Annotated in this window: 14 protein-coding genes; all 14 read right to left on the bottom strand. The window is 60.1% G+C overall.

Translation table 11 applies throughout. The features are described 5' to 3' along the window. Nucleotides 1–10: 10 nt before the first annotated feature. On the bottom strand, nt 11–1,027 hold the full coding sequence (locus tag B0D71_RS20810; RefSeq protein ID WP_103396425.1) for a class I SAM-dependent rRNA methyltransferase: 1,017 nt from the start codon (nt 1,025–1,027) through the stop codon (nt 11–13). Between the two features lie 209 nt (nt 1,028–1,236). After that, complete coding sequence (locus B0D71_RS20805; RefSeq protein ID WP_103396424.1) at nt 1,237–2,109, bottom strand: oxygenase MpaB family protein; 873 nt, start codon at nt 2,107–2,109, stop codon at nt 1,237–1,239. Nucleotides 2,110–2,226: 117 nt separating this feature from the next. Continuing rightward, nucleotides 2,227–4,164 carry an acetate--CoA ligase gene (gene acs, locus B0D71_RS20800; protein WP_103396423.1) on the bottom strand — a complete coding sequence of 646 codons (1,938 nt, stop codon included), beginning with the start codon at nt 4,162–4,164 and terminating at the stop codon, nt 2,227–2,229. Nucleotides 4,165–4,349: 185 nt separating this feature from the next. Continuing rightward, a complete protein-coding gene (pgi, locus tag B0D71_RS20795; protein ID WP_103396422.1) occupies nt 4,350–6,014 on the bottom strand; it encodes a glucose-6-phosphate isomerase in 1,665 nt (554 codons plus the stop codon). Between the two features lie 222 nt (nt 6,015–6,236). Next, entirely contained in the window at nt 6,237–6,617 is a 381-nt protein-coding gene (panD, locus tag B0D71_RS20790) for an aspartate 1-decarboxylase (protein ID WP_003228271.1), read from the bottom strand. A 191-nt stretch (nt 6,618–6,808) separates the two neighbouring features. Continuing rightward, the gene (panC, locus tag B0D71_RS20785; protein ID WP_103396421.1) at nt 6,809–7,669 is read right to left on the bottom strand and encodes a pantoate--beta-alanine ligase; all 861 of its coding nucleotides are present in this window, start codon (nt 7,667–7,669) and stop codon (nt 6,809–6,811) included. Next, nucleotides 7,666–8,466: a 3-methyl-2-oxobutanoate hydroxymethyltransferase gene (panB, locus tag B0D71_RS20780; RefSeq protein ID WP_103396420.1), complete on the bottom strand. Its 801-nt coding sequence runs from the start codon at nt 8,464–8,466 to the stop codon at nt 7,666–7,668. Before panB ends, panC begins: the two co-directional genes overlap by 4 nt. Before the next feature lie 303 nt (nt 8,467–8,769). Next, nucleotides 8,770–9,249, bottom strand: a complete 480-nt coding sequence (gene folK, locus B0D71_RS20775; RefSeq protein WP_103396419.1) for a 2-amino-4-hydroxy-6-hydroxymethyldihydropteridine diphosphokinase — start codon at nt 9,247–9,249, stop codon at nt 8,770–8,772. A 3-nt stretch (nt 9,250–9,252) separates the two neighbouring features. Further along, the gene (locus tag B0D71_RS20770; protein WP_165798741.1) at nt 9,253–10,653 is read right to left on the bottom strand and encodes a polynucleotide adenylyltransferase PcnB; all 1,401 of its coding nucleotides are present in this window, start codon (nt 10,651–10,653) and stop codon (nt 9,253–9,255) included. A gap of 802 nt (nt 10,654–11,455) precedes the next feature. Beyond that, on the bottom strand, nt 11,456–12,895 hold the full coding sequence (locus B0D71_RS20760) for a sigma-54-dependent transcriptional regulator (RefSeq protein WP_103396416.1): 1,440 nt from the start codon (nt 12,893–12,895) through the stop codon (nt 11,456–11,458). 22 nt (nt 12,896–12,917) lie between these two features. Continuing rightward, nucleotides 12,918–15,872, bottom strand: a complete 2,955-nt coding sequence (locus B0D71_RS20755; protein WP_165798740.1) for a sensor histidine kinase — start codon at nt 15,870–15,872, stop codon at nt 12,918–12,920. Beyond that, nucleotides 15,856–16,032: a hypothetical protein gene (locus B0D71_RS20750; RefSeq protein ID WP_003176118.1), complete on the bottom strand. Its 177-nt coding sequence runs from the start codon at nt 16,030–16,032 to the stop codon at nt 15,856–15,858. Before B0D71_RS20750 ends, B0D71_RS20755 begins: the two co-directional genes overlap by 17 nt. 77 nt (nt 16,033–16,109) lie before the next feature. Continuing rightward, on the bottom strand, nt 16,110–17,006 hold the full coding sequence (gene gluQRS / locus B0D71_RS20745; RefSeq protein ID WP_103396414.1) for a tRNA glutamyl-Q(34) synthetase GluQRS: 897 nt from the start codon (nt 17,004–17,006) through the stop codon (nt 16,110–16,112). Nucleotides 17,007–17,235: 229 nt separating this feature from the next. Beyond that, nucleotides 17,236–17,676, bottom strand: coding sequence for an RNA polymerase-binding protein DksA (dksA, locus tag B0D71_RS20740; protein ID WP_007995322.1), 441 nt, complete (start codon nt 17,674–17,676; stop codon nt 17,236–17,238). Nucleotides 17,677–17,872 lie beyond the last annotated feature (196 nt).

Raw genomic sequence — 17,872 nt, 5'->3', positions numbered from 1 at the left:
CCGACAACGGTCAGAGTTGCAGGATCAGGGTTTTCAGCGGTGGTTGTTGATCCATCGACGGAAAATCTCCGCCCGGCTTCATCACGGTCCACTCACGCACTGGTCGCCCGGCTTTCTCCGCACAACGCAACACCTGCTCGCGCCAGTCGTCCATGCTGACTTTCGCCAGGTTGTTGCAGCAGATCAGCACGCCGTTGTCGGCGGTTGTCAGCAGGGCCGGTTTGAGCAGGCTCTGGTAGTCGCGCAGCAGGTCGACGGTGCCGAACGCACTCTTGGCCCAGGCCGGAGGGTCCAGCAGCACCAGATCGTACTGGCGCTGTTCCAGGCGCTGATAGCTCGGCAGTTTTTGCCCGCGGCGCTGGCTGATCGGCAGGCCAGCCAGTTGGCGAATGGCCGGGAAGTAGTCGGACTGGATAAATTCCATGGTCGGCAACTGCGGGTTGAGTTGGCCGTTCTCCCGGCCGACCGCCAGGTTGCCTTCGGCGAAGTCCAGGTTGCACACCTCACTCGCACCACCGGCGGCAGCACTGAGGCCGACACCACAGGTGTAGGCGAACAGGTTCAACACGCTTTTGTTCTTGCTGTGATCCTTGACCCAGCCGCGGGTGTTACGCAGGTCGAGGAACAGCAGCGGGTCTTGTCCGGCATGGCGGCCACGGACCCGATAGTTCAGGCCCCATTCGTGGCCAACCAGGTCTTGCAGGGCGGCGTCGTCGGCACGGTAGACGATGTCTTCGCGATCGATGCGCGAGTTGCCTCGGGACCGGTCGTTGTAGACCAGCAGGGTGGCAAAACCCAGGTGTTGATTGATCGCTTCGTGCAGTTGCAGCAGCGTCTCGCGTTCCAGTGGCTGGTGGAAACTCTGCACCAGCAACTGCGGGCCGTAACGGTCGATGGTCAGGCCTCCGGCACCTTCCTGGCTGCCGTGGAACAGGCGATAGCAATCGGTGCCTTGCTGGTGCAGTTCGGCGAGCAGGTCCTGGCGTTGATCGAGGGCGGCGCGCAGCGCCTGATTCAAGGAAGACATGCTGGGCGCCTTGCAGGAGGGAATTGGGCGCGGGAGTTTAACAGTTTGGAGCTGAGATGAGGGGCCTGCCTGTGGCGAGGGAGCTTGCTCCCGCTGGGCTGCGAAGCGGCCCAAAAATCCCGGTAGATTTCGGTTTTTTTGCGAGCGCTACGCACTCGAGCGGGAGCAAGCTCCCTCGCCACAGAGTGATCACATTCAAGAAGTTGTGTTCAGGTCAGTAAACCCATCCGTCGCTTGGCCCGCTGCACCGATCCATTACGCACCGCCCAGCGCAGCATAGGCGCGCTGCGATTGACGCTGGCGCGAATCAGCTTACGTTGCAACGGGTACTGGCTGACGCCGAGCATGTCACTGGCCCAGTCCGGCAGCAGGTCGATCCCGGCCTGCATCATCAACCCGCCAAATGGCTTGGCCAAACGGCTGGGGGAGGGAGCGTTCAGTAGCAGGCGCAGGACTTCCCGACTGCGTTCGTCGCATAGCAACTGTGGACGCATGCGCTCAAGGTAGTCGGCAATTTCCTGTCGCGAACGGGGCACATCCCGGGCGCCGAGGCGCTCGGCGACCAGGGCAATTTCAGCGTAGTAGCGATCCTGGTCGGCCAGGGACAGGTGCGGATTGCGATAGCGCAAATGTGCGGCGAGGAAGTTGCTGACTTCCGCCACATGCACCCACGTCAGCAATTGGGGATCGCTGGCGGCGTAGGGGCGTCCATCCGGCGCCGTGCCGGTAATCTGCAAATGAATGGTGCGGACTTTTTCGATCAGCCAGTCGGCATCCTTTCGAGAACCGAAGGTGGTGCCGGAGATGAATTGCCCAGTGCGGCGCAAGCGACCGAGCATGTCTTCACGAAAGTTCGAATGATCCCAGACCCCGGCCAGTGCCAGCGGGTGTAGGGCTTGTAGCATCAGGGCGCTGATGCCACCGATCAGCATGCTGCTGAAATCGCCATGGACTTGCCAACTCACCGAGTCCGGCCCGAACAGGCCGGGATCGCCCTTGGGGTTTTCCAGGTCGAGCTTGCCCAGTGATAAACCGGTCAGGCTCATGATCTGGGTTTCGATGCGGGTGCGGATGAATTCCATGGAGAACCTGTAGGAGCGAGCTTTGCTCGCGATGGACGTTAACGATTACGCGTGTTTCCTGAATGTACGCGGCGCGTCGGAGTTCATCGCGAGCGAGCTCCTACAGGGCGCAGTCCGTTATTGGTTCAGGCGTTTGTCGATCAGGCCCTGCACCACGCTCGGGTCAGCCAGAGTCGAAGTATCACCCAGGCTGTCGAGTTCATTGCAGGCGATCTTGCGCAGAATGCGCCGCATGATCTTGCCTGAGCGGGTTTTCGGCAAGGCCGGCGCCCACTGGATCAAGTCCGGCTTGGCGAAACTGCCGATTTCCTGACTGACGAGGGCCAGCAATTCTTTCTTCAGTTCATCGTTGGTTTCGACGCCGTTCATGGGCGTGACAAAGACATAGATGCCCAGGCCCTTGATGTCGTGGGGATAACCAACCGCAGCGGCCTCGGCGATACTCTCGTGCAGCACCAGGGCGCTTTCCACTTCGGCGGTGCCGATGCGGTGGCCGGACACGTTGATCACATCGTCGATGCGCCCGGTGATCCAGTAATCACCATCCTCATCGCGCCGTGCGCCATCGCCGGTGAAGTAGTAGCCGGGGTAGGGCTTGAAGTAGGTGTCGACCATGCGCTGCGGATCGCGGTATACGCTGCGGATCTGTGCCGGCCAGCTGGACTTTATGGCCAGCACGCCGCTGCCGGCGCCTTTGATTTCCTTGCCCAGTTCGTCGAGCAACACAGGTTGCACGCCGAACATCGGTTTTGTCGCACAACCAGGCTTGATCCGCTGTGCACTGACCAAAGGGCTGAGCATGATGCCGCCGGTTTCGGTCTGCCACCAGGTATCGACGATCGGGCAGCGCTCTTCGCCGACCTCATGGAAGTACCACTCCCACGCTTCCGGATTGATCGGCTCGCCGACCGTACCGAGTAGCCTGATGCTGGCGCGAGATGTTTGCTTCAACGGTCCGGGGCCTTCGCGCATCAGCGAGCGCAGGGCTGTCGGGGCGGTGTAGAAAATGTTCACCTTGTGCTTGTCGATCACCTGCCAGAAGCGCGAGCTAGTCGGGTAGCTTGGCACGCCTTCGAAGATCAGCGTGGTCGCGCCGTTGGCCAGTGGGCCGTAGACAATATAGCTGTGGCCTGTGACCCAGCCGACATCGGCAGTGCACCAGAAGACTTCGCCGTCGCGGTAGTCCAGCACGTACTTGAAGGTCATCGCGGCTTGCAGCAGGTAACCGCCGGTGGTGTGCAGCACGCCTTTGGGTTTGCCGGTGCTGCCGGAGGTGTAGAGGATGAACAACGGGTCTTCGGCGTCCATCGGCTCGGGTGGGCAATCGGCGCTGGCGTCGCGCAGGGCCTCTTGGTAATGGATGTCCCGGCCTTCGACCCAGTCCACCTCACTCTTGGGGTGTTCGACCACGATGACGGTGCTGACATTCGGACAACTTTGCAGGGCCTTGTCGATCTTTTCCTTGAGCGGTACGGCCTTGCCGCCGCGTACTCCTGCGTCGGCAGTGATCACGGTTTGGCAGTCGGCGTCGAGAATCCGGTCGCGTACGGAGTCCGGGGAGAAGCCGCCAAATACGACGGAGTGCACCGCACCGATACGGGTACAGGCAAGCATGGCGTAGGCCGCTTCGGGAATCATCGGCATGTAGATGCACACGCGATCGCCTTTTTTCACGCCACGGCTTTTCAGCACGTTGGCCAGGCGGCAGACGTTTTCATGCAGTTGTTTGTAGGTGATCGATGTCGAGTCGGCAGGGTCGTCGCCTTCCCAGATGATAGCGACCTGATCGCCGCGCTTCTCCAGGTGCCGGTCGATGCAGTTGTAGCTGACATTCAGTTTCCCGCCGGCAAACCAGCTGGCTTCACCGGTTTTCAGGTTGTAGCGCTGGACAGTGTCCCAAGGCGCGCTCCAGTCGAGGAAGCGGGTGGCCTGTTCGGCCCAAAACGTACTGGGGTGTTCAATGGATTCGCGGTACAGGCGCTGATAGTCGTCTTGACTCAATTGTGCAGCCCGGCGGACGGCATCGGCTTTGGGGAACGTGCTGATATCGAACATGACGGTTCCTTATTCTTGTTTTGCGACAAAGATAAAGATGCGCCGAGAGGTCAATGGGTTCAAGAGGGGAGCGGTGCGACCCTCGTAGGAGCTGGCTTGCCAGCGAAAGCGGTGGATCAGTCAAAATTTATTGGACTGACACACCGTCATCGCTGGCAAGCCAGCTCCTACAGGGGGCCATCAAATCACCCGCGGTGACGACCACGGAAGTAGTTGATCAGCCCTTGGGTCGAGGCGTCCTCGGCCGTGGTTTCTTCGCTGCCGACCAGACGGTTGTAGACGCCTTTGCCCAGCTCTTTGCCCAGCTCCACACCCCACTGGTCGAAGGCATTGATGCCCCAGATCACGCTCTGCACGAAGACTTTGTGTTCGTACATCGCCACCAGCGCGCCGAGGCGGCGCGGGCTGATGCGTTCGACCACCAGGGTGTTGCTCGGGCGGTTGCCCGGGATCACCTTGTGCGGCGCGAGTTTGTGCACCTCGGCTTCGCTCATGCCTTTGTCGCGCAGCTCGGTTTCGGCTTCGGCGAGGGTCTTGCCGAGCATCAGCGCCTGGCTCTGCGACAGGCAGTTGGCGTACAGCCACTGGTGGTGGTCGGACACCGGGTTGAAGCTGACGATCGGCACGATGAAGTCGGCCGGGATCAACTGGGTGCCCTGGTGCAGCAACTGGTGGTAGGCGTGTTGACCGTTGCAGCCGACGCCCCCCCAGATCACCGGCCCGGTGTCGGTGGAAACCGGCTTGCCGTCCTGGCGCACGCTCTTGCCGTTGGATTCCATGTCCAGCTGTTGCAGGTGCTTGGTGATGTTACGCAGGTAGTGATCGTACGGCAGGATCGCGTGGCTTTGCGCGCCCCAGAAGTTGCCGTACCACACGCCGAGCAAGGCCAGCAGCACCGGCATGTTCTGTTCGAACGGCGCGGTCAGGAAGTGCTGGTCCATGGTGTAGGCACCGGACAGCAATTCCTTGAAGTTGGACATGCCGATGGCCAGGGCGATCGGCAGACCGATGGCCGACCACAGCGAGTAGCGGCCGCCGACCCAGTCCCACATCGGGAAGATGTTTTCTTCGCGGATGCCGAACGCCACCGCGGCGGCGTTATTGCTCGATACCGCGATGAAGTGGCGGTACAGTTCGGCTTCCGAACCCCCCTGGGCCAGATACCAGGCACGGGCAGCCTGGGCGTTTTTCAGGGTTTCGAGGGTGTTGAAGGATTTCGACGAGACGATGAACAGAGTGGTCTCGGCGCGCAGCTTCATGGTCAGTTCGTGGAACTCGCTGCCGTCGATATTTGCCAGGTAATGGCAACGAACGCCTTTCTGGGCGTAGGACAGCAAGGCTTCGGACACCAGCTCAGGGCCGAGGAAGGAGCCGCCGATGCCAATGTTGACCACGTCGGTGATCGGCTTCTCGGTGTAACCGCGCCACAGACCATCGTGGATACGGCCCACGAGATCGGTGATCTGGTTCAGCACCTTGTGCACTTCGGGCATGACGTTGACGCCGTTGACCGACAGCTTGTCGCCAACCGGGCGGCGCAGGGCGGTGTGCAGGGCCGGACGGCCTTCGGAAGCGTTGACGATTTCGCCGTCGAACAGCGATTTGATCGCGCCCTTGAGGTCGACTTCGTTGGCCAGGCCCACCAGCAGATTGCGGGTCTCGGCGTTGATCAGGTTCTTCGAGTAGTCGAGAAACAGGCCGCAGCTGCTGAGGGTGAATTGAGTAAAACGCTGCGGATCGGCATTGAAGGCTTCGCGCATGCTGAAATCCTGCATGGCTTGGCGGTGGTCATTCAACGCTTGCCAGGCGGGCAGAGCGGTCACATCGTGAGGAGTGCGGTAATACGCCATCGCTGCGGGTTTCCTTTTTACTTGAACGGCCTTTTGAACACTAAAAATCCCGGAGCGCTATGGGTGGGCGTTCCGGTCAACTGCGTCGACACGATTTCATGGCGCAGGGCGAATACAGTAAACCCCGCGCAATGATCTGTCTTGGCTTTGTCTGACCTGTTTCCGGTACTTTTTTATACGAAGTCAGGAATAGTCCGACAAACGGAAGAGACAGGACTCGGATCAGGCGACCTGGACCGGAATGGCGTTGCTGGTGTGGCTCAATTCATTGCCCGGTGCCATGTAGAGCATGCGCGGCTTGAAGTTGAGCAGTTCGGCTTCGCTGTAGTGAGCGTAAGCGCAGATGATGACGCGATCGCCAACCTTGGCTTTGTGCGCAGCGGCGCCGTTGACCGAGATCATGCGCGAACCTTCTTCGCCACGGATGGCGTAGGTGGTGAAGCGCTCGCCGTTGTCGACGTTGTAGATCTGGATCTGTTCGTACTCACGGATACCGGACAGGTCCAGCCATTCGCCGTCGATGGCGCAGGAACCTTCGTAATCGAGTACAGCGTGGGTGACTTCGGCGCGATGCAGCTTGGCTTTGAGCATGATGGCGTGCATGAGTATTTCCCAGGTCGGAATCGAACGGCGGGCAGTTTGCCCGATGGGGTTGTGGGCGGCAATACAGTCTGTTTGGGCACAGATGCCCCTGTAGGAGCGCGCTTGCTCGCGATGGACGTTAACGATTACGCGTATTTTCTGAATGTACGCGGCGCGTCGGAGTTCATCGCGAGACAGGGGAATCTCGGTGTTTAGTTTGGCGCGTCGAGGTTCAGGTGCAGGTTGTCGATCAACCGCGTAGTCCCGAGGAACGCCGCCACCAGAATCACCAGGTCACGATCCTGCGCCGTTGCCGGGCGCAAGGTCAGGGCGTGGCGGATTTCCAGGTAATCCGGGCGCAGGCCGGCAGCTTCGAGTTGGTGCAGCTTCATGCGGATCAACGCCGGGAAGTCGCGCTCACCTTGTTTGATCGACTCGGCGATCTCGCTCAACGTGCGATACACCAGCGGCGCCAGGGCCCGCTGCTCTTCATTGAGGAAGCCGTTGCGCGACGACAGCGCCAGGCCATCGGCCGCTCGAACGGTCGGCTCACCGATGATTTGGATCGGCATGTTCAGGTCGTGTACCAGCGCGCGAATCACCGCCAGTTGCTGGAAGTCTTTCTCGCCGAAAATCGCCAGATCCGGCTGGACCATGTTGAACAGCTTGCTGACCACCGTTGCCACGCCTTCAAAATGCCCCGGACGGCTCGCGCCGCACAGGCCTTCGGACAATTGCGGGACGCTGACGCGGGTCTGGCCGGTCATGCCGTCGGGGTACATCTCTTCAACCGTGGGTGCAAACAGCAAATGGCAACCGGCCTGGAGCAGTTTTTCCTGGTCGGCGGCGAGAGTGCGCGGGTACTTGTCGAGGTCTTCGCCAGCACCGAATTGCAGTGGGTTGACGAAAACGCTCGCGACCACGAAGTCCGCCCGCTGGGAGGCTTTGGTCACCAGCGCAACGTGGCCGCTGTGCAGGTTGCCCATGGTTGGCACAAAGGCGATGCGCTTGCCTTCGCTACGGGCACGGGCCACGGCGGCCCGCAGTTCGCGTACGGTTTTTACGGTGTTCATGCAGAGAATCCGTGTTCGATCCCAGGGAAGGTCGCCGCTTTGACTTCAGTCACGTAGGCACTCAGTGCAGCTTCAATACTGGTCTGGCCAGTCATGAAGTTTTTCACGAATTTTGGCACGCGGCCGGTAATGGACAGTCCCAGCATGTCGTGCAGGACCAGCACCTGACCGTCGGTGCGATTGCCGGCGCCAATACCGATCACTGGAATTTTCACCGCCTGGGTGATTTCTTCTGCCAGTTCGCTCGGGACGCACTCGAGCAGCAGCATTGCCGCGCCAGCCTGTTCCAGGGAAATCGCGTCGGCACGCATCTGCCGCGCCTGGTTTTCATTGCGACCCTGGACCTTGTAGCCACCAAGGATGTTCACCGATTGCGGTGTCAGGCCCATGTGCGCGCAAACAGGGATGCCGCGCTCGGCCAGCAGGCGAATCGAATCGGCCAGCCACAACGCCCCTTCAACCTTGACCATGTGCGCGCCAGCCTGCATCAACAGGGCGCTGTTGGTCATGGCTTGCTCGGTGGTGGCATAGGCCATGAAAGGCAGGTCGGCGAGGATGAAGGCATCGCTGTTACCGCGTTTGACGGAGGCCACGTGGTAAGCCATTTCGGCGGTGGTGACAGGCAACGTGCTGTCGTGGCCCTGCAAAACCATGCCGAGGGAGTCGCCCACCAGCAGCACTTCGACGCCGGCCTGATTGCAGGCGTGGGCGAAGGTTGCGTCGTAGCAGGTCAGCATGGTGATCTTTTCACCTTTTTGCTTCAGACCTTGCAGGGTGGTCAGGGTGATGGCTGGCATGAAAAGTTCCTCATTCAGGCGCTGTGGAAACTACTGCGAGTAACGCGCGTGATTCTTCGTTAAATACAGGCGCACGCTCTTTTGTCGTGCTTTTAAGGCCTGGATTGCGCCCTTTAACGCCGTGTTGGCGGCAGCGGGACGCCTATAGTCGTGAGGAGAACGAGGGAAGTCAATTGCGTGTGTTACCGCATTGTTACGGGTGGGGTGTTACCGGGGTAACTGATGCGATTCAGCAGCAGATCTTGTGCGCGACACAAAACCAATGTGGGAGCGAGCAAGCTCGCTCCCACAGGGGGGGCAATTTTAGGGCAGGCGTTCCAGGCCGACGAACGGGCATGCCTTGAGCAGGTCGGCCAAGGTCCGGCCATCGGCCAGGCGCAGGTCCGCAGTTGCCAGTTCCGCCAGCGGATACAGCACGAAGGCCCGTTCCTGCATGTGGTAGTGGGGAACCTTGAGGCGCGGTTCGTCGATCAGGCGGTCACCGAATAGCAAGATGTCGAGGTCCAGCGTGCGCGGTCCCCAGCGCTCAAGACGCTCGCGACCCTGGCCGTTTTCGATGGCTTGCAAGGCATCCAGAAGGTCCAGCGGCGCCAGCGCGCTGGCGAGAGCGGCCACCGCATTGGTGTAACGCGGTTGTCCGGGTAGTAGCGAGTCGCTTTGATAAAACGCAGAAACCCCGACCAGCGCCGTTTGCGGCAACTGCGCCAGCGCCTCGACGGCGCTGCGCAATTGTTCGGCGGGGTCAGCCAGATTGCTGCCCATGCCGATGTAGATGCGTTCCATGGATTACTCGCCCGTGCTGCTCGAAGCGCCGGCGGCGCGTTTGCGCTTGGAACCACCGCTGCGGCGACGCTTGCGCGGGGCACCGGTGCCTTCTTCCTTGCCGCTGAGGTCGCGGATCATGTCGCGGCGCTCGCTTTCGTTGGCGTCCTGATAATCGGTCCACCATTCACCCAGGCCGTCGGTTTGCTCACCGGCGCTTTCTCGCAGCAGCAGGAAGTCGTAACCGGCGCGGAAACGCGGATTGTCCAGCAACAGATCGGCCCGCTTGCCGCTGCGGCGCGGCAGGCGTTCCTGCATATCCCAGATCTCGCGGATCGGCATGGTGAAGCGTTTCGGAATCGCGATGCGCTGACACTGTTCGGCAATCAGTTCGTGCGCCGCTTCCTGCATCGCCGGAATCGGCGGCATGCCACGTTCCTGCAGGCGCAGGACGCGGGCCGGCAGGGCAGGCCAGAGCAGAGCCGCAAACAGGAACGCCGGGGTGACCGGTTTGTTCTGCTTGATTCGCAGATCGGTGTTGATCAGGGCTTCGCTGATCAGGGTGTGGGTGTACGTCGGGTTGTATTCCAGTGCTTCGGCGCTGGCCGGGAATAGTGGATCGAACAACTGCAGGTCGACCAGCATTTCAAACGTATCGGCGGCGTGGCCGGAGAGGAACAGCTTGAGCACCTCTTCGAACAGGCGGGCCGACGGAATTTCGCGCAGCATCGGCGCCAGGTCACGGATCGGCAGGGCGCTGTGTTTTTCGATGCCGAAGTTCAGCTTGGCGGCGAAACGCACGGCCCGCAGCATGCGTACCGGATCTTCTTGGTAGCGTTGCTTCGGATCGCCGATCAGGCGGATCAGGTGATTGCGAATGTCGTGTACGCCGTTGGCGTAGTCGAGGACGCGTTCGCTGACCGGATCGTAATACAAGGCATTGATGGTGAAGTCGCGACGTTGCGCGTCTTCTTCCAGGGTGCCATAGACGTTATCGCGCAGGATGCGCCCGCTTTCGTTGCGCGAAGACTGGTTGCTGTCTTCCTCGTCTTCGTTTTGCGGGTGGTTGGCGCGGAAAGTCGCCACTTCGATGATTTCGCGGCCGAAGTGGATATGCACCAGTTTGAATCGACGCCCGATGATCCGCGCGTTACGGAATTCGGCCCGCACCTGCTCGGGTGTGGCGCTGGTGGCAACGTCGAAATCTTTCGGTGTGATGCCCAGCATCATGTCGCGCACGCAACCGCCAACCAGGTAAGCCTGATAACCGGCGCTCTGCAGGCGTTCAACGATATTCACCGCGTAACGGCTGAATTGCGCCTTTTGCAGCGAATGTTGGCCGCTGTTGAGCACTTCAGGCGTGCTGCGAATGTGTTGCGTAGGACGCTTGGGAGAACGGAATGACTGGAACAGCTTCTTCAGCATGGGATGCACTGTTTGAAGGAATATTCGGCCATAACAGAAGAATGACCGCATGATGGGCGGGGATTCTAGCATTTAGTCGGGGGATGGTGTAGGAGACAGCAGATATGAGCTGTAGGAGCGAGCTTGCTCGCGATGGACGTGAACGATTACGCGTAAAACCAGATGCCCCGATGTTCCTGTGGGATTTTCGCGAGCAGGCTCGCTCCTACAGTGATACGTGGGGTTTTCTGAATCCTGGAAACTACAAGGGGAGCCGAAGCTCCCCAAGAAGTAGTTGCATGCTCTATTTTTATTTTTGGTTTCGGGCTTTTTGTTTTTGTTAAGTGCCCTCGCCATGAAGCTACCTTCATGACCCTCCCAATCGGGAGCCAAGAGCAAACGGATTGCTTTGGTCGCTGTGTTGCAGTGATCTTGCGATCCAACCAGTACAGGCTCTGTCTTAGGACAGTTTTTGTTGTTCTCGGCCTGGTCGTGGGGCTAGCCCCAAATACAACGCCTCTCCAAAAGAATCAGTTAGCTGCGCCTCTCGCCGTCTTGTTTTTATTGTGCGTGAGTCGATTCGTCTTATTTTTATTGTCTTGTGCATTGCTTGTTATTGTTCTTGTACCAAACATATAGCAGGGTGCGTGCCAACTTTTGCGAAACCCAATAAAACAAGGGGTTAGGCCGAGTGTCAGGCATTTCGAAGGCCAAAAAAACCGGGGCTTCGTTACCGTAAGCCCCGGCTTCTGTTACGTGAAAAAACTGAGGTAACAGTTTTTTCACAAAGTCACGTGTTACCCGCACATGAGACAGGTGTGGTTCAGCTTTCGCTGGCCACCCCGGTCTTGCGCCGCGGGATGCCCAGGCGCTGACGGCGCTCCCACAGGCATTTGCGGCTGACCCCGAGTTTGCGGGCCAGCTCGGTTTCGGTCATGTGGTCCTGATGCTCGAGGACGAAATGCTGGAAGTAGTCTTCCAGGGAGAGGTCTTCGGTCGGCTCGTGATTGTTGTTACTGGTGTTGCCGTTGCCCTGTTGTGGGGGCAGGCCAATGAACTCGTCGTCTTCCAAGTCGCCCAGTTCGATGTCGATGCCCAGCAGCTCGGCGGAAATTTCCGGGCTTTCGCACAGGATAACGGCGCGCTCGACAGCGTTTTCCAGTTCACGAACGTTGCCCGGCCAGGAATAGTGACGAATGGCTTGCTCGGCATCCGCAGCGAACTTCAGGTCGGTTCGGTTGATTCGCGCACTTTGCCGCGCCAGGAACGCATTGGCGATTTCGTTGACGTCCGCACCGCGTTCGCGCAGGGCTGGCAGCTTCAGCGCGATAACGTGGAGACGGTAATACAAGTCTTCGCGGAACTGACCGATCTTCGCCAGGCTCTTGAGGTCGCGGTGAGTCGCGGCGATCAGACGCACATCGACTTTTTGCGACTGTACCGAGCCCACACGACGAATTTCGCCTTCCTGCAATACGCGCAGCAGACGAGCCTGGGCTTCCAGTGGCAGTTCGCCGATTTCGTCGAGGAACAAGGTGCCGCCGTCCGCCGCTTCCACCAAGCCGGCGCGCCCGGCGCTGGCGCCGGTGAATGCGCCTTTTTCGTGGCCGAACAGTTCGGACTCGATCAGGCTTTCCGGGATGGCCGCGCAGTTCACCGAAATCATTGGTGCCTTGGCACGTCTGGACAGGTTGTGCAGGGCGCGCGCCACCAGTTCTTTACCGGTACCCGATTCGCCCTGGATCAGAACGTTGGAGTCGGTCGGCGCGACTTTGCGGATCTTGCCGTACAGGTCCTGCATTGGCGGGCACGAACCGATAATGCCGATTTCACCGTTGCTGTTGTCGACACCGGGTTTCGCCGCACCGTTGGTGGCTTTGCCGGCTACCGGTTCACCGCCGGCTTGTGCCGTTTGCCGGTCACGCAGGATTCGCGCGGCGGCTTGCAGCATTTCGTCGTGGTCGAAAGGCTTGGCAATGTAATCAACCGCGCCCATTTTCATCGAGTCGACCGCCGAGCGCAGGCTGGCGTAGCTGGTCATGATCAGCACCGGCGTGCCCTGGGCGAGCTTGATCAGCTCAGTGCCAGGCGCGCCCGGCAGACGCAGGTCACTGACGATCAGGTCGAACGAGGGAATGGTGAAGCGTTCTTGTGCTTCCTGCACTGAACCGGCTTCGCTGACCTGGTACTGGTTACGTTCCAGCAGGCGGCGCAAGGCGGAGCGGATAATGGTTTCGTCTTCGACGATCAAAATGTGCGGCATTGATTCGATACTCTCGACGGTCTCAGTTCACAGCGGACGTCGCTTCGACATGACGCGGCAAGGTAACCCTGATTCGGGTGCCGCGTTGGCTTTGAACATCAGCCGGGCTGTCGATGGTGATTTGTCCATAATGCTCTTCAACGATGGAATAGACCAGTGCAAGGCCCAGACCGGTGCCTTCGCCAGGATCCTTGGTGGTGAAGAAAGGTTCGAACAATCGGTCCATGATGCTCGACGGAATACCGCTGCCTTCGTCCTCCACGATCAGATCGACCGTGTGTTCGCCGGCTTCGCTCTTGACCCGTACCGCACTGCCGGGAGGCGAGGCGTCACGGGCGTTTGAAAGCAGGTTGATCAATACCTGGGCCAGCCGTTGCGGGTCGCCTTCGACCCAGTGTTCGGGGTCGCACAGGTTGTAGAACTGCACTTCGAAATTGCGTCGGTTCAGGGCCAGCAGGCCGATGGCATCCTGAGCCACTTCAGCCAGACAGACGGGCTCGTCGCTGTGCTGGTGGCTGCCGGCATGGGCAAAGCTCATCAGCGACTGGACGATGCGTGACACGCGTTTGGTCTGCTCGAGGATCTGGCCGCTGATTTCCTTCAGTTCGCCGTCTTCTTCGCGTTCTTCGCGCAAGTTCTGCGCCAGACACGCGATGCCGGTGATCGGGTTGCCAATTTCATGGGCCACGCCGGCCGCCAGGCGACCGATGCTGGCCAGGCGCTCGGAGTGCACCAGTTTGTCTTCGAGCATCTGGGTTTCGGTCAAGTCCTCCACCAGCAGAACCAGGCCGCTGTTGCCTGGGGCGAGGGGTTCGTCGATGGCCGCTTTGTGCAGGTTCAGCCAGCGGGTCTGGCCGTCGAGAGCCAGGTGCTGTTTGTGCAGATGCTCGTCCGGCAGGTTGATGAAGCCTTGCAGCAGTTCTTTCCATGGATCGGCAATGGTGCTCAGGCGCGAGCCGACCACGCGCTGCGCAGCGATGCCGGTCAACTCCTCCATGGCCTTGTTCCACATGAGGATTTCCTGATCCTTGGCCAGTGAGCACACACCCATCGGCAATTCCTGCAAGGTCTGGCGGTGATAGCGGCGCAGGGCGTCGAGTTCGGCGGCCAGGCCGGTCAGGCGCGAGTGGTAATCCTCTAGACGGCTTTCGATGAAGTGGATGTCTTCAGTGACGTAGTTTTCGCCGCCAGCCTTGTACGGCAGGAAGGTCTCGACCATGTCCTGGGCCACGCTCGGCCCCATCAGGCCGGAGAGGTTGGCCTCGATGCGGTCACGCAGGCGGCGCAGGGCGTATGGCCGGCGTTCATCGAAAGGCAGGTAGAGATCGCGCAGCGCTTGCTCGACTTCTTTCTGCGCAGCCTTGGCGCCCAAGGGTTTTGCCAGCTGTGTGGCGAACTCCTGGGGCGAAGCGGCGTGCAGTTCCCGACGCTGCGGGCGGCGCACGTTATCCACGGCACAGGCTTCGGCGGCGCTGGCTTCTTCGGTGCTGGCATTGGTGAACAGCGAGATCAGGGTGAACATCAATACGTTGGCCGCCAGCGAGGCAATCGCCGCCATGTGCCAACTGGTATCGTCCAGTACGTAGATCATGTTCAGCAGCGGAATGTAGAAGCCTTGAAGGTTGCCAACCAGCGGCAGCAGCATGGTCACCAGCCACACCAGAATCCCTGCCAGCAAGCCGGCGATGAAGCCGCGACGGTTGGCGGTCGGCCAATACAGGACAGAGAGCACGCCCGGCAGGAACTGCAACGTGGCGACGAACGCGACAATGCCGAGGTTGGCCAGGTCCTGCTCGGCACCGAGCATCAGGTAGAAGCCGTAGCCGGCCATGATGATCGCGACAATCAGCGCCCGACGGGTCCACTTCAGCCAGCGGTAGATGTTGCCTTCTGCCGGTGGCTGATAAAGCGGCAGTACCAGGTGGTTCAAGGCCATCCCGGACAGCGCCAGCGTGGTGACGATAATCAGGCCGCTGGCGGCGGACAGCCCGCCGACATAGGCCAGCAACGCCAAAGCCTTGCTGTTGGCGGCGATGCCGATGCCCAGGGTGAAGTATTCCGGATTGGTGGTGGCGCCCAATTTCAGGCCGGCCCAGAGAATCAGCGGTACCGCCAGGCTCATCAGCAGCAGGAACAGCGGCAAGCCCCAACTCGCACTGACCAGCGAGCGCGGGTTGAGGTTCTCGGTAAAGGTCATGTGATACATGTGCGGCATCACGATCGCTGAGGCGAAGAACACCAACAACAGCGTACGCCACGGGCCTTCCTGCAAAGGCGTATGCAGGGCCGCGAGGGCGGTCTGGTTTTGCAGCAGCCATAGCTCAAGCTGTTGCGGGCCGTCGAACACGCCGTACAGCGCATACAGCCCGACACCGCCGAGGGCGATCAACTTGATTACCGATTCGAACGCAATCGCGAACACCAGGCCTTCATGCTTCTCGCGGGTGGCGATGTGGCGGGAGCCGAAGAAAATCGTGAACAGCGTGATCAATGCGCAGAAGCTCAGGGCCACGCGGTGCTGCACCGGTTCGCGGGTGAGGATGCCGATGGAGTCGGCCACCGCCTGAATCTGCAGCGCGAGAAGCGGCAACACACCGATCAGCATGAAAATCGTGGTCAGCGCACCGGCCCAGGTGCTGCGGAAGCGGAAGGCAAACAGGTCCGCCAGCGACGACAGTTGATAAGTGCGGGTGATCTTCAGGATCGGGTAGAGCAACACCGGCGCCAGCAAAAATGCCCCGGAGACGCCCAGGTAGCTGGACAGAAAGCCGTAGCCGTACTGATAGGCCAGGCCCACTGTGCCGTAAAACGCCCAGGCACTGGCGTACACGCCCAGCGATAGGGTGTAGGTGAGCGGGTGGCGAATGATCGCGCGGGGAATCATGCCCCGTTCACTGATCCAGGCCACACCGAACAGCACCGCCAGGTACGCGGCGCTGATCAGGATCATCTGGGTCAGGCTAAAGCTCATCGGCATCTTTTTGGCTCTGCAGGATGAAGGTCACGACGATCAGAATCAGCCAGAGCAGATAAGGGCGATACCAGGCGCCAGTGGCGTCGATCCACCAATCCATGATGGCAGGGGAAAACAGGTAAATCCCCACTACCAAAAGCAGGACCAAGCGATAGATGTACATCCCGGCCTCTCTTTTTTATGCGCGTGCCCGAAAACGTGCGGCGATGGTAACGGATGGGCGCGCCACTGCAAGTGCCATCACCATAGCTGTGCCTCAGGCAGGCTCAGTGTGCGCGGGATCAGCGAGGCATCCCAGTGGGTAATGCCCCAATTCAGTACTTCCTGTGGCGTGGCGTACGTCAGTTCGGTTCCCGGATTCTGTCCCAGCGCCCGTAGCGCCCGCAGCAGCAGTGGCGTTGCCTGATCTTCGGTCAATGGCGGCGAACGGTAGGATTTACCGAGTTTATTGCCATCTGGCTGAGTAATCAGCGGGATATGCAGATAACGCGGCTGCGGCAGGCCGAGCAGTTCTTGCAGGTAGAGCTGGCGGGGTGTGGAGTCCAGCAGGTCGGCTCCCCGAACGATATCGGTGACGCCTTGCCAGGCATCGTCCAGAACCACAGCCAATTGATAGGCATAGAGGCCGTCGCGGCGGCGGATCACAAAATCGCCGACTTCCCGGCCCAGATGCTGACGGTAATCGCCTTGCACCCGGTCGATGAAGTGGTACTCCAGCTCCGGAACGCGCAGGCGGATGGCCGCATCATCAGCGCCATGGCCAGCATTGCGGCACAGTCCCGGATAAATACCGTGATACGGCTCCAGCTGTTTGCGCGAGCAGGTGCAGGCGTAGGCCAGGCCGTGATTGAACAGGCGATCGAGCACCTCGGCGTAAGCACCGTGCCGATCGCTTTGGCGAACCAGGTCGCCATCCCACTCGAAGCCGTAGCTTTCCAGTGCCTTGAGAATGGCTGCCTGGGCGCCGGGTTCCTCGCGGGGCGGATCAAGGTCTTCCATGCGCATCAGCCAGCGTCCGCCGACCGAGCGTGCGTCAAGGTAGGAAGCCAGTGCGGCGACCAGCGAGCCGAAGTGCAGATGGCCGCTGGGGGTGGGGGCGAAGCGCCCGATGTAGGTGGGGGAGGTGATGGCGGTCATCAGGGCAAGGTTACTTATTTCAGGTTGTCGTCAGATTCCTGTAGGAGCGAGCTTGTTCGCGATTGCCGTCAACGATAACACTGGAAGGCTGTTACCCCGCGGCGTTCTCAGGTTCATCGCGAGCAAGCTCGCTCCTACAGTGATGGCGATTTTAATCGCAACAGGCATCAGCAAATATCAGAAACAAAAACGGAGCGTTCGCACGCTCCGTTCTTCATTCAAGTCGCAATTACTTGCCGACTTGCTTTTCCTTGATTTCCGCCAGGGTCTTGCAGTCGATGCACAGGTCGGCGGTAGGACGCGCTTCGAGGCGCTTGACGCCGATCTCGATGCCGCAGGATTCACACCAGCCGTACTCTTCGTCTTCGATCAATTGAAGTGTCTTGTCGATCTTCTTGATCAACTTGCGTTCACGATCGCGGGCACGCAGTTCGAGGGCGAATTCCTCTTCCTGGCTGGCACGGTCTGCCGGATCAGGAAAGTTGGCCGCTTCGTCCTTCATGTGGTCCACGGTCTTGTCGACACCTTCCATCAGCTCTTTTTTCCACTGATTCAGGACCTTGGTGAAGTGCTTGCGCATGGGCTCGCCCATGTACTCTTCGCCGGCTTTCTGAACATAGGGCTCGAAGCCGCTGATCGTCTGGTTTTGCTGCTTTGCTTGGGTGGACATGAAATAGACCGCCTCTACTCTTGTAATCCATCTGCGCAGGATTGCTCCATCACCGACACCTGCCGGCCCCGCGGCTGCAAGCGGGCGAACTTACCAGATCAACTCGGGCCGCGCTACTCCCGGATGTCGAGCTCGCGGCACATGGTCCTTGCAAATGATGACAAACCGTTGTCTGGCGGCTCTGGAACTCTGCTCA

The sequence above is a fragment of the Pseudomonas laurylsulfativorans genome, from assembly GCF_002906155.1.
GTDB classification, from domain to species: domain Bacteria; phylum Pseudomonadota; class Gammaproteobacteria; order Pseudomonadales; family Pseudomonadaceae; genus Aquipseudomonas; species Aquipseudomonas laurylsulfativorans.
This window is presented reverse-complemented; position numbering and strand designations above follow the sequence as displayed.